Consider the following 12,788-nt stretch of genomic DNA (forward strand, 5'->3'; position numbering starts at 1 on the left):
GCTCAGAGGATCACATGCGGCAGAAAGCGGGCGTACTCATCGGTGATCAGCCCCGCCGACTCCCGGATACCGAGCCCGGCCGCCTCGTCCTCCACGACCCAGGCCCCGAGCACCACACGGTTGCCGTCGATCTCCGGCAGCGGCGCCAACTCCTGGTAGCAGCAGGGCTCGTCCCGGATCACGGGCTCCTCCCCGGGCCGGTGCACGGTGACTCCCGCGCCTTCCCGGCCGAGCAGCGGTTTGGCCACATAGCCCGTGGTACGGGCCAGTTCACGAGGACCGTCCAGATAGGAGGGCAGCAGATTCGGATGACCGGGGTAGAGCTCCCAGACCACGGCCAGCAGCGCCTTGTTGGACAGCAGCATCTTCCAAGCGGGTTCGATCCACAGGGTCGAACCGGTGCCGCCGCCGTTGTCCAGTGTGTCCAGCACATGCGGACCGAAGCGGTCGGTGACCAGCCACTCCCACGGGTAGAGCTTGAAACAGGCGCGGATGAAGCCGAGCCCGCGGTCCACGAACCGCCCGGACAGCCCCTGCCAGCCGATGTCCTCCATGGAGATCGACTCGGTGGCGAGTCCCGCCTGTTCGGCCGTCTCCCGCAGATAGGCGACGGTCATCAGGTCCTCGCCCAGTTCGTCCCCGGCCGAGTGCGCGAAGTACAGCGGGGTGCCCGGCGGCAGCAGCCCGGCCTGTTTCCGCCAGGCGTCCACCAGCCGTTCGTGCAGCGAGTTCCACTGGTCGGCACCGGGGAACCGGTCCTCCATCCAGAACCACTGCGCACTGGCCGCCTCCACCAGCGAGGTGGGGGTGTCCGCGTTGTACTCCAGCAGAGCGGGTGCCGCGCCACCGTCGTAGCGGAGGTCGAACCGGCCGTAGACGCTGGGCTGTTCGGCGCGGCGGTGCCAGGACTCGGCGATCAGCCGGGCCAGCCGGGGGTCGTCGATGCCCAGATCGCCGAAGCGGTCGTGCTCCACGATGTGCCCGGCGGCCGCCAGACACATCCCGTGCAGCTCCTCCACGACCTCTTCCAGCGCCTCGACCTCGGGCAGCGAGAAGGAGTAGTAGGCGCTCTCGTCCCAGTAGGGGCGCAGCGAACCGTCCGGGTAGCGGGTCAGCGGATAGATGACCCCCTGCTCCTCGACCGTGGCCTGCCAGCCGGGGCGGGGGTCGATCGTATGGCGCTCCACGGATCAGCCGCCGCCCGAACCCGAGCAGCCGAAGCCGCCGCGGTCGGCTGCCTGGCTCTTGTCGAAGGTGCCGTAGTCGGCCCAGCGGCCGGTCACATCGGCGTCGTAGTACCAGTCACCGTCCACCGGCCTCTTACCGCGCTTGGTGCCCGTCGAGGAGCCCTGGCAGGCGCTGGAGTCCACGACGCGGTAGCCCTTCATGACGTCGTAACTGTCGCGGTCCACACAGCGCTTGTCCGGTTCGGAACCGCAGGACGTCAGGGCCGCCGCCAGCGCGCCCATACTGCCCAGGATCACCGTGCTCGACCGCAGCCGACGTGGTGTCATGCGCTCCATCGAATGTCCTCCCCCGTGGTGTGAACCGCCCACCCTAGAGTGGCTGCCCGCACATCCGCACGGCGGGGTGGTTCAGGGCAGGACCCGGCACAGCGCCTCGATCGCACCCGAGAACGCGTGGTCAGGCGGTGTCCCGTAGGCGAACACCAGCGCGTCCCGCCGCACCGCGCCGGCGTCCGGGTGCCGGAAGCGGGCCAGGCCGTGCAGGGCCAGCCCCTGCCAGGCCGCGCCCTGGACGACCGACAGCTCGGTGCCCGGCGGGAGTTCGAGCACCGCGTGCAGTCCGGCCGCGATCCCGGTGACCCGCACCCCCGGGGCCCGTTCGGCCAGCGCCGCCACCACCTGGTCGCGGCGGCGCCGGTAGCGCAGCCGCATTCCGCGCAGATGGCGGTCGTAGGCACCGGAGTCGATGAACTCCGCGAGCGCCAGCTGGTCCAGCACACCCGACTGCCACTCCCCCGTGCCCTTGAGCGCCAGCACCGCGTCCATGAGGTGGTCCGGCACCACCATCCAGGCGATCCGCAGCCCCGGTGCCAGGCTCTTGCTCGCCGTCCCCAGATAGACCACCCGCTCCGGGTCGAGCCCCTGGAGCGCCCCGACCGGCTGGCGGTCGTAGCGGAACTCCCCGTCGTAGTCGTCCTCCAGCACCAGCCCACCGGTCCGGGACGCCCAGTCCACCACCGCGGCCCGCCGGTCGGGGTCCAGCGAGACCCCGGTGGGGAACTGGTGCGCGGGGGTCAGCAGCGCGGTCCCCACCCCCAGCCGGTCCAGCTCCGCCACATCCGCGCCGTGGCCGTCCACCGGCAGCGGCACGGTGTCCAGTCCGGCCCGGCGCATCACGTTCCAGTGGATGTCCAGCCCGTAGGACTCGACGGCCACCTCGCGGTCCCCGGCCTGTCGCAGCACTCGGCTGAGCACCGCGAGTCCCTGGGTGAACCCCGCGCAGACCACGATCCGTTCGGGCGCGGCCCGCACCCCCCGGGCCCGCGCCAGATAGTCGGCCAGCACCCGGCGCAGCTCGGCCCGGCCCTGCGGCTTCCCGTAGCCGAACGCCTCGTTGGGCGCGTGGGTCAGTGCGCGCCGGGAAGCGGAGAGCCAGGCCGACCGGGGAAAGGAGGCGATATCGGGTGAACCGGGCGTCAGATCGTAGAGGGGCCCCGCCGGAGTCCGCGGTGTGCGCGGCGGCGCGGGCTCCGGCGGCACCACCCGCCGGGCCACCCGGGTGCCCGAGCCCTGGCGGGCGGTCAGCCAGCCCTCGGCCACCAGCTCCCCATAGGCGTCGGCCACCGTGTTCCGGGCGATACCCAGGTCCACCGCGAGCGAACGGGACGAGGGCAGCCGGGTGCCCGGCGCGAGCCGCCCCTCGCGCACGGCGTCCCGCAGCGAGCGGATCAGCGCCGCCCGCACCCCCGTCCCGCCGGGCAGGTCCAGGTGCAGATCCACGCCCAGGGAAGTGGCCCAGGAATCCTCCATGGAAATGGACCATATCGCTGGGCTACCGGAGTTCTAGCGTGGAGGTCATGACGCACCAGAACAGCCCCCGCATGCAGTTCGTCCACGCCGCGCCCGAGGTCTACAAGGCCATGGTCCAGCTCGACGCGGCGGCCCGGAAGGGCCTGGCCCCGGAGCTCGTCGAACTGGTCAAGATCCGCGCCTCCCAGATCAACCACTGCGCGTTCTGCATCGACATGCACATCAAGGACGCCCGTGCCGCGGGCGAGTCCGAGGAGCGGATCTATCTGCTCAGCGCCTGGGAGGAGGCCGGGGAGACCTACACCCCCCAGGAGCGCGCGGCGCTCGCCCTGACCGAGGCGGTCACCGTCCTGACCGACGGCTTCGTCCCGGACGAGGTCTACGAGCACGCCGCCGCGCACTTCGAGGAGCAGGAGCTGGCCCAGCTGATCGCGGCGATCCTCACCATCAACGCCTGGAACCGCATCGCGGTGACCACCCGGATGGCCCCCGGCTCCTACACACCGCGATGACCTTCCGCGCGCTCCACCACCGAGCGGCCACGGACGCCCCCCTGATCCTCCCGGGCCCGTGGGACGCGGCCTCGGCCCGTGTCTTCGCCGACGCGGGCTTCGCCGCCCTGGCGACGCCGAGCGCGGGGGTCTCGGCGTCGCTCGGCCACGACGACGGTGACACCCCGCCCGACGAGATGTTCGCCGCGGTGGCGCGGATCGTGCGCGCCGTGGACATCCCGGTCTCGGCCGACATCGAGAGCGGCTACGGACTCGCCCCGGCCGAACTGGCCGAACGCCTCCTGGAGACGGGCGCCGTGGGCTGCAACCTGGAGGACTCCGACGCGGGTCGACTCCTCGACCCGGCGTACCAGGCGGACCGGCTGGCGGCGGTGCGGGCCGAAGCGGGACCGGCGCTGTTCATCAACGCCCGCGTCGACACGTTCGTGCACGGCCGGGGGGACATCGACAACGCCATCACCCGCTCACGGCTCTACGTCGAGGCCGGCGCGGACTGTATCTACCCGATCATGGCGCCACCGGAGCTGCTGCCCCGGCTGGCCGCTGCGGTCGATGTACCGCTCAACGCGGCGGCGTTCCGCCCGGACGGCCCCTCCCCCCAGGGGCTCGGCCGGCTCGGCGCGACCCGCGTCACCTTCGGCCCCCGCCTCTTCCGCGAGACGATGGCCGCCGCGCGGAACCTCGTACAACGGCTGGGCCCCGCTCCGTCCACCCGGTGAGGGGACACAGCGGGGCCCGGCCGGGAGCGCCCTGGGGGCGAGCCCGGTGCGGAGGCTGCCTACGGCAGCCACTTCTTCCAGGTGGGCTTGTTCTCCTCGACCCACTTCTTCGCGGCCGCGTCCGCGGACATCTTGTCCCCGGCTATCATTCCCGCGACCTCGTTCTGCTGCTCGGTGGTCCACTTGAAGTTCTTCAGGAACTTCGCCGCCTTGCCGCCGTTCTTGGCGAAGTCGGCGTTGAAGTACTTCTGGAGCGGAGTCTTGGGGTACGCGCAGGTGATCTTCTTCGGGTCCGCGTCACACCCCGTCTTGTACTCCGGCAGCTTCACCTCGACCATGTCCACCTGGTTGTTCAGCCACTGCGGCGTCCACCAGTAGGTGAGGAACGGCGTCTTGTTCTTCACGTTCTGCTTGATCTGGGTGATCTGCGAGGACTCATTGCCCGCGTAGACCGTCTTGAGGTCCAGCTTCAGGTTCTTGATGATCGCGTCGTCATTGGTGACGTAGTCAGGCGAGCCCTCGAGCAGCTGGCCCTTGCCACCGCTCTCGGAAGTCTTGAAGTCCTTCGCGTACTTGTTGAGGTTCTTCCAGTCGGTGACATCGGGGTGCTCGTCCGCGAAGTACTTCGGCACATACCAGCCGATGTGGCCGGTGACGCCGAGGTCGCCGCCCTTCACCACGGTCTTCTTGCCGTTGAGGTACTGCTTCTCCTGCTTGGGGTGGCCCCAGTCCTCGAGGATCCCGTCGATGTCCCCCTTGCTCAGCGCGTCCCAGGCAAGGACCTCGCCCATCTGCTTGGTGTGGACCTTGTAGCCGAGCTCCTCCTCCAGGATGTACTTGGCCACGGCAACGTTGGCCTCCGCGCCGACCCAGGAAGGAACCGTCAGCGTCACGGCCTTGTCGCCGCCCACTTCGTTCTTTTTGCCTGTGTCCGCGGCACCGCACGCGCTCAGCGCGACCAGGCCGACGGCTCCGGTGGCGGCGACAAGAGTTCTGCGAACCCGCTTGCTGTTCATCATGACGAATATGTTCCTCTTCTTCGGGGGTGTGGCACGGGGGGTGACGGCATCGGCCGTACTGTTCACGGGACCTCAGCTCTCCTTGCGGGTAGCGGCGGTGGGCTGGGTGACCCGGTCGAGTACCAGGCCGAGACAGACGATGGCCGCACCGGCCACCAGACCCACTCCGAGTTCTCCGCGCGCGAGGCCGAAGACCACGTCGTATCCGAGAGCGCCACCGCCGACCAGACCACCGACGACGACCACGGCGAGGACCAGCACCACGCCCTGGTTGACGGCGACGAGTAGCGCGGGCCGGGCCAGTGGCAACTGCACCTGACGCAGTTGCTGGGCTCCGCTGGCTCCCATGGAGCGGGCGGCTTCGAGCGCCGCCGGGTCGACCTCCTTGATGCCCTGGGTGGTGATACGGACGACGGCCGGCAGCGCGTAGGCCACCGCCGCGGTGATCGCCGCGACGCGGCCGACGCCCATCAGCGCCACGACCGGGATGAGATAGACGAACTGCGGCAGCGTCTGCAGCACATCGAGCACCAGCCGCAGCCAGCGTTCCACCCATCCGACCCGGGCCGCGAGAATGCCGATCGCGAAGCCCAGCAACAGGGTCAGCGCGAGGCCCACGAGCACCTGCGAAAGCGTGTCCAGCGTCTTCGGCCAGACACCCAGCACACCGACGGCCGCCATGGCCAGCACGGCGGTGAGCGCGGTGCCCCAGGTGCCGACCAGCAGTGCGAGAACAGCGACCAGCAGCAGCAACAGCCACCACGGGGCGTCCAGCAGACCGTCACGGAGCGGGTTGATCATCCACTCGGTGATGTGGTCGGCCCAGACCTTGGTGCCACCCAGGACAGGTACGTCCTGGTAGAGGTTGTTGGTGATCCACTCCTGGAACTTGTTGACGGGCGTGGAGATCTCGTACACCCAGGCTTCCGGCCACAGCGTCGCCCCGGCCAGCCGGCCGGCCACGGTCGCCACCACAGCGCCGGCCGTCACCAGCGCCCAGGCCCGCCAGCCGTGCAACAGCCGCCGGGCCCCGGTCGCTTCGGCCGCCGCGGTCGCGCCGAACCGTTCGCCCGCGGCCCCGGTCGTACGGTCCAGCCAGACGGCGATCAGGACGATCGGCAGACCCGCGGCGAGTGCCTTGCCGACATCCGTCGTCGACAGCGCGGTGAACACCTCCTCGCCCAGACCGCCCGCACCGACGATGGACGCAATGACCACCATCGACAGCGCCATCATGATCGTCTGGTTGAGCCCGAGGAGCATCTGCTTACGGGCCAGCGGCAGTCGAGCGGTCAGCAGGCGCTGCCAGAAGCTCGCCCCCAGCGAAGACGACGCCTCCAGCACGGCCGGGTCGGCTCCGCGCAGACCGAGCGCCGTGAGCCGGGTCATCGGCGGCGCGGCGTAGATGACCGTCGAGAACAGCGCGGCCGGTGTACCGGGGCCGAAGATCAGCACCATGGGCAGCAGGTAGGAGAAGGCCGGCATCACCTGCATGGTGTCCAGCACGGGCCGCAACATCCGGTTGAAGCGCTCGGACAGACCGGCGGCGAGCCCGAGCAGCGCGCCGAGGACGGCCGAAACGGCGACCGCCACCACCATCAGCGCGAGGGTGATCATGGTGGGGTCCCACATCCCGAGCAGTCCGCAGACGGCGAACGCTCCGAGCGTGATGCCCGCGACCTTCAGACCGGCCCGGCCGAGGCCCCCGGCCCGCCAGGCGAAGAGAACGGCGGTGGCGGTGACCCCGATCCAGCCCAGCGAGTCCAGCAGGTTGTAGACGGCGTCGACCGAGTCCGTGGCCGCGTTGCTGAAGTACAGCAGGAAGTACAGGAACAGGGGGTGGGTGTCACGGTTGTCGATGATCCACTGGTTCACGGAGTCCAGCGGCGCCTTGACATCGTGACTGAGCTCGCTCGGCCAGGCGCCGCTGCCCCACAGCACCGCGGCGATGGGTATCAGCACCACGGCGAGGACAGTGAGAGGCACCAGCTTGCGCCCGAGAGGGTGGGTCAGCAGCGCCTTGAGCCCTTCGGCCCGTCGGGGCGCTCCGTCCGGATCTCTCTTCTCGAGGGACGTCTTGTCGGGGGCGGTGGTGGTCACGCTCATGCTGGGACCACCCCTGCCTCCACCCCCGCGACCACGGCGAGCAGTCGCTGATGGTCGACGATGCCGATACAACGGCCGTCCTCGACCACCCGGACCGGGCCACCGCTGCGGGCGGCCACCTCGATCGCCTCGGCCACGGTCACACCGGGGGCCACGGAGGCACCGTCGGTGGCCTCGTCGCCGTCCGCGGGCCGCATGGCCTTGCGCACGGTGATGACCTGCTCACGCGGCACATCGCGGACGAAGTCCCGTACGTAGTCGTCGGCCGGGGAGTCGACGATCTCCTCGGGGGTGCCGAGCTGGACGATCCCGCCGTCGCGCATCAGCGCGATCCGGTCGCCGAGCCGCAGCGCCTCGCTGAGGTCGTGGGTGATGAAGACCATCGTGCGGCCCTCTTCGTGGTGCAGGCGGATGACCTCTTCCTGCATGTCCCGCCGGATGAGCGGGTCCAGCGCGCTGAACGGCTCGTCGAACAGCAGCACCTCGGGGTCGACCGCGAGGGCGCGGGCGAGTCCGACACGCTGTTGCTGACCGCCGGAGAGCTGACCGGGGCGGCGGCGCTCCAGACCGGTGAGGCCGACCTTCTCGACCACCTTGGCGGCCCTGGCGCGACGTTCGGCCTTGCCCACGCCCTGGATCTCCAGACCGTAGGCGACGTTGTCCAGCACCGAGCGGTGCGGCAGCAGTCCGAAGTGCTGGAAGACCATGGCGGCCCGGTGGCGGCGCAGATCGCGCAGCCGGTTCTTGTCCATGGCGAGCACATCCTCGCCGTCGATGCTCAGCTCACCGGCGGTGGGCTCGATCAGCCGGGTCAGACAGCGCACCAGGGTGGACTTGCCGGAGCCCGACAGCCCCATGACCACGAACACCTCGCCCGGCTGGACGTCGAAGGAGACATCGCGGACGGCGGCGGTGCATCCGGTGCGGGCACGCAGTTCCTCCGCCGAGAGCTTCGCCTCGGCGGAGCCGGGTATGCGGTCGGCCTTCGGTCCGAAGACCTTCCACAGGCCACGGACGGAGAACACGGGTGCCGTGCCGTTGTTCTCGGACTTCTCAGGGGACTCGGGGGTCTTGGAGACCGTAGTCGCAGACATCAGGCGTCACCTCCGGGAGCGGATTGCGGGGCTCGGTCCCGGGATCGGCGATGGTCCTGGGTGAGCAGTTCGGCGCACTTCTCGCCCACCATCAGAACGCCGATCATCGGGTTCACCGCGGGCATGGTGGGGAACACGGACGCGTCGGCGATACGTACGCCGTGCAGTCCGCGGATTGTCAGGTCGGGGCCGACCACGGCCTGTTCGTCCGTGGTGGCGCCCATGCGGCAGGTGCCCGCCGGGTGGTACACGGTGTGCGCGACCTTACGGGCGTACTCGCTGATCTCCTCGTCCGAGGTGACCTCCGGCCCCGGGCAGACCTCGCGCTTCAGCCAGCCCGCCAGCGGCTCGGTCTTGGCGATCTCCCGGGCGATCCGGATGCCGTCGACCAGGGTACGGCCGTCGTAGTCCTCCTCGTCCGTGAAGTAGCGGAAGTCCAGGGCGGGCTTCACGGCCGGGTCGGCGCTGGTGAGGTAGAGCCGGCCGCGGCTGCGCGGCTTGGGGATGTTGGGAGTCATCGACACCCCGTGCTCGGGCTTCTCGTAGCCCAGCCGCTCGGGGTTGTCGGTGAACGGGATCTGGTAGAAGTGGAACATCAGGTCCGGGCCCCGGGAGTCGGGGTCGCGCCGGACGAACAGACCCGCGTCGGAGTCCATCGCGGAGTTGTCCGGGATGGGGCCGTCCGTCTCCCACACGATCACCGACTCGGGATGGTCGAGCAGGTTCTCGCCGACGCCCGGCAGATCATGGACCACCGGGATGCCCAGCGCCTCCAGATCGGCCTTGGGGCCGATACCGGAGTGCATCAGCAGCCGGGGGGTGTCCACCGCGCCCGCGCAGACCAGCACCTCGCGCGACGCCTCGATCAGGAGTTCCTCGCCGTCCTTGGTGCGCACCCGCACCCCGGTGGCACGGCCGGTCGCGTCCAGCTCCAGCCGGTACGCCCAGGTCTCCAGCATCAGGTGCAGATTGGGCCGGTCCAGGAAGGGATGCAGATAGGCGACCGACGCCGAGGAGCGCTTGTTGTTCTCCGGGTGGTAGGCGAGGTCGAAGAAGCCGACGCCCTCGTGGAAGGGCTTCTTGTTGAAGCCCTCCACCCGCGGCACCCCGGCGGCGGCCTGGGCGGCCTCCACGAAGTCACGCGCGATGGCGTTCCGGTCCTTCTCGTCCACGGCGACGATGTTGTTGCGCAGCCGGTCGAAGTACGGGTCCATGGACGTGGCGTCCCAGCCCTCGGCACCGGCCGCGGCCCACTCGTCCCAGTCGCCCGGCAGCGGCTTGAAGGAGATCAGGGTGTTGTGCGAGGAGCACCCGCCGAGCACCCGCGCCCGGCTGTGCCGGATGTGGGAGTTGCCGCGCGGCTGCTCGGTGGTGGGGTAGTCGTAGTCGAGGTCGCCGCCGAGCAGCCCCAGCCAGCGGCGCAGGGTGAGCACATCGGGGCGGTCGATATCGGTGGGACCGCCCTCGATGACGGCGACGCGGATGTCCGGGTCCTCCGTGAGCCGGGAGGCGATCACCGATCCTGCGGTGCCGCCGCCGATGACGACGTAGTCATAGCCTTCAGGTACGGACATGGTGGGGGTTACTCCTCGCGGTCTTGCAGGGGCCCGCGACAGCGCGGGCCATGGGGCTGACGCCCCGGTTGGGGACGGATCTCGGTGCGGACCGCCGGCGCCTCGCCGGGCGCGGCCGGACCGGGGCCCGGGGGCGGGCCGGGTCCGGCGCCGTCCGGGAGGGACGCCGGCGGTGGGGTGTCAGCCGCCGAACCAGCGCACCGGGCTGGGCCGCAGGTTCTCGTAGACATGCTTGGACTCCCGGTATTCGGCCAGCCCGGACGGGCCGAGCTCACGCCCGACACCGGACTTGCCGAACCCGCCCCATTCGGCCTGCGGGAGGTAGGGGTGGTAGTCGTTGATCCACACGGTGCCGTGCCGCAGTCGGGCGGCGACGCGGCGGGCCCGTGCGGTGTCGGCGGACCAGACGGCGCCGGCGAGTCCATACTCCGTGTCATTGGCGAGTGTGACGGCCTCGTCCTCGGTCTGGAAGGACTCGACCGTCAAAATCGGCCCAAACGTTTCCTCGCGCACCACGCGCATCTCGCGGTGGCACTGGTCGAGGATGGTCGGCAGGTAGAAGTAACCGGTGGCGGGACGGACCGAGGAGGCCTCGGGCTGCTTGCCGCCGCAGCGCAGCAGCGCGCCCTCCTCCAGGGCGGAGGCGACATACGTCTCGGTCTTGTCCAGCTGCTGGGCGGAGACCAGGGGGCCGCATTCGACACCCTCCTCGGTGCCCCGGCCCAGCTTGATCTTCTCGGCGCGACGGGCCAGCTCGGCCACGAAGCGCTCCCGCACCGACTCCTCGATGATCAGCCGGGCACCGGCGGAGCAGACCTGGCCGCTGTGGATGAACGCGGCGTTCAGTGCCTGGTCGACGGCGGTGTCGAAGCCCTCGGCGGTGGAGCAGGCGTCGGCGAAGACGACATTGGGGTTCTTGCCGCCGAGCTCCAGGGCGACCTTCTTCACGGTCGGCGCGGCGGCCTGGGCCACCTTGGTGCCGCTGACCAGACCACCGGTGAAGGACACCAGGTCCACATCCGGGTGCTCGGACAGCCGGGCGCCCACGGGGTCACCGGCGCCGGTCACCAGGTTGGCCACACCGGCCGGCAGCCCGGCCTCGACCAGCAGCTTCACCAGGTGGACGGTGGACAGCGGGGTCACTTCACTGGGCTTGATCACGAAGGTGTTGCCCGCCGCCAGCGCGGGGGCCACCTTCCAGCTGGCCTGGAGCAGCGGATAGTTCCAGGGGGTGATCATCGCGCAGACGCCGACCGGCTCATGGACCACGACGCTGTGCACATCGGGGGTGCCGGCGTCCACCACGCGTCCAGCGGACTCGCCCGTCACCTGGTCGGCGAAGTAGCGGAAGGCGTTGGTCACGTCATCGACGTCGACCCGGCCCTCCTCGAGGGTCTTGCCGGTGTCCCGGCTCTCGATGAGCGCGATGGTCTCCCGGTCGCGCTGGAGCAGATCGGCCACGCGGCGCAGCAGCGCGGCCCGCTCGGCCACCGGGGTACCGGGCCAGGGGCCCTCGTCGAAAGCGCGCCGCGCAGCGGCGATGGCCGCGTCGGTGTCTTCGGCGCCACCCTCGGCCACCACGGCGAGGGTCTTGGCGTCCGCGGGGTCGAGGACCTCCCGCTGCGCGCCGGATGCGGCCGCCCGCCACACCCCGTCCACATGAATGGTCTCGACTGCCGACACGTCGTTCTGCCTTCCGGTTCTGCGGTCTTTCCCACTGGCCACGCCAGCAACAAGGACCCCTAACCCGATAGGGCGAACCTATGCCCACTTCGTGAAGGAAAGTGGTGGGGCTCACGTCACCCGAGGTGGTGGTCCGGTCACTCGGTCGTGCAGTAGGCCGTGGGACAGAAGGTGTCCAGGGCCGCCTGGTGGACCTCCTGCTCATTCGCCCGGTCCCCGGACGGGCCGATGACCAGCACCGCGTACATCGTGCCGCTGGGCGCGGCGAAGCGGCGGTCCATGATCCGCCGGTGGCCCTCGCTCTTGCTCCGGTAGGTGTACTCCAGCTCCGCCGGGTCCATGGCGGCGGTGCCGAGCGGTGCCAGGGTGACCTGCTCGTAGCCGCGGTGGCGGGAGGCCAGCCGCTCCGCCTCCTGGGCCGACGCGTACGGGGTGGCCTCGGGGCCGTGCAGCTCGAAGACCTGGATCATGGTGCCGTCGTCGGGTGAGGTGTAGAAGACGCTGACGCCCTCGACGGAGCGCTCCCAGCCGTCCGGGACGGCCAGATGGAATCCGGCCGGATCGCTCTGGGTGCTGTAGCCCGCGGGAGGAGCACCGCCGGTCAGCGAGGGGGACGACGGGTCGCCGAACGGGGTGGCCGATGGTGAGGGCACCCCGGGCAGATCCGTGGGCACATCGGTGGCCGACCCGGTGGGCACCTCGGTCCAGGGATCGGAGGTGGGCACACCGTCGGTCGTCGGGGCGTCCGTGGCCGTGGAGGGGCTTTCGCTCACCCCCGGCAGTGGACCGGCCCGGTATCCGGTGTCCCCGTCCTCGCCGAACGCCACCCAGCCGGAGAACGCGGCCCCGACGGCCAGGAAGACCGCCACGGCCAGCGCCTGGTACACCCGGCGGGTCTCGGCGCCCGGCACCGGCGGTGGGGATGGCGGCGGTGCCGGTGCCCACTGCGGCGCACCGTCCGCGAGCGTGTCATCCCACTGCCATGCGGCCTCCTGGCGCTGCCCCTCGCCGTCCGGCCACTGCTGCCGGTCGCCCGGCCCCCCGTGCTCCATGAACGCCCCCCCCATAGCGGAACTCATCTGCCG

The 12,788-nt window shown here is 70.5% G+C and carries 11 protein-coding genes; 2 read left to right on the forward strand and 9 right to left on the reverse strand.

Annotation, left to right across the window (positions count from 1 at the left end):
* Positions 1-2 precede the first annotated feature (2 nt).
* From AC07FT_RS27125 to pdxR, 3 genes are all read right to left on the reverse strand, one after another.
* The gene (locus AC07FT_RS27125; RefSeq protein WP_479178454.1) at positions 3-1,187 is read right to left on the reverse strand and encodes a glutathionylspermidine synthase family protein; all 1,185 of its coding nucleotides are present in this window, start codon (positions 1,185-1,187) and stop codon (positions 3-5) included.
* A 3-nt stretch (positions 1,188-1,190) separates the two neighbouring features.
* On the reverse strand, positions 1,191-1,523 hold the full coding sequence (locus AC07FT_RS27130) for a hypothetical protein (RefSeq protein WP_479178456.1): 333 nt from the start codon (positions 1,521-1,523) through the stop codon (positions 1,191-1,193).
* Positions 1,524-1,595: 72 nt separating this feature from the next.
* A complete protein-coding gene (gene pdxR / locus AC07FT_RS27135) occupies positions 1,596-2,996 on the reverse strand; it encodes a MocR-like pyridoxine biosynthesis transcription factor PdxR (RefSeq protein WP_479178457.1) in 1,401 nt (466 codons plus the stop codon).
* A gap of 47 nt (positions 2,997-3,043) precedes the next feature.
* On the opposite strand from pdxR, the gene AC07FT_RS27140 reads away from it, so the two are divergent.
* Together AC07FT_RS27140 and AC07FT_RS27145 are read left to right on the forward strand one after the other, a co-directional pair.
* Positions 3,044-3,508 carry a carboxymuconolactone decarboxylase family protein gene (locus tag AC07FT_RS27140; protein WP_432011471.1) on the forward strand — a complete coding sequence of 155 codons (465 nt, stop codon included), beginning with the start codon at positions 3,044-3,046 and terminating at the stop codon, positions 3,506-3,508.
* Complete coding sequence (locus tag AC07FT_RS27145; protein WP_479178459.1) at positions 3,505-4,227, forward strand: isocitrate lyase/PEP mutase family protein; 723 nt, start codon at positions 3,505-3,507, stop codon at positions 4,225-4,227. The genes AC07FT_RS27140 and AC07FT_RS27145 overlap by 4 nt, the downstream gene beginning before the upstream one ends.
* A 59-nt stretch (positions 4,228-4,286) precedes the next feature.
* On the opposite strand, the gene AC07FT_RS27150 is transcribed toward AC07FT_RS27145, so the two are convergent.
* The 6 genes from AC07FT_RS27150 to AC07FT_RS27175 form a co-directional block, all read right to left on the reverse strand.
* A complete protein-coding gene (locus AC07FT_RS27150; RefSeq protein WP_471201263.1) occupies positions 4,287-5,243 on the reverse strand; it encodes an ABC transporter substrate-binding protein in 957 nt (318 codons plus the stop codon).
* Positions 5,244-5,318: 75 nt separating this feature from the next.
* A complete protein-coding gene (locus AC07FT_RS27155) occupies positions 5,319-7,352 on the reverse strand; it encodes an ABC transporter permease subunit (protein WP_479178461.1) in 2,034 nt (677 codons plus the stop codon).
* Complete coding sequence (locus AC07FT_RS27160; RefSeq protein ID WP_479178463.1) at positions 7,349-8,446, reverse strand: quaternary amine ABC transporter ATP-binding protein; 1,098 nt, start codon at positions 8,444-8,446, stop codon at positions 7,349-7,351. Before AC07FT_RS27160 ends, AC07FT_RS27155 begins: the two co-directional genes overlap by 4 nt.
* Positions 8,446-10,020 (reverse strand): GMC family oxidoreductase, encoded by a 1,575-nt coding sequence (locus AC07FT_RS27165; protein WP_479178464.1) that lies wholly within the window; start codon positions 10,018-10,020, stop codon positions 8,446-8,448. Before AC07FT_RS27165 ends, AC07FT_RS27160 begins: the two co-directional genes overlap by 1 nt.
* Positions 10,021-10,200: 180 nt before the next feature.
* Positions 10,201-11,703 (reverse strand): aldehyde dehydrogenase family protein, encoded by a 1,503-nt coding sequence (locus tag AC07FT_RS27170; RefSeq protein WP_471201020.1) that lies wholly within the window; start codon positions 11,701-11,703, stop codon positions 10,201-10,203.
* 137 nt (positions 11,704-11,840) lie between these two features.
* Entirely contained in the window at positions 11,841-12,755 is a 915-nt protein-coding gene (locus tag AC07FT_RS27175; RefSeq protein ID WP_479178465.1) for a serine/arginine repetitive matrix protein 2, read from the reverse strand.
* Between the last annotated feature and the right edge of the window lie 33 nt (positions 12,756-12,788).

This window comes from Streptomyces sp. NPDC045899 (assembly GCF_056431485.1).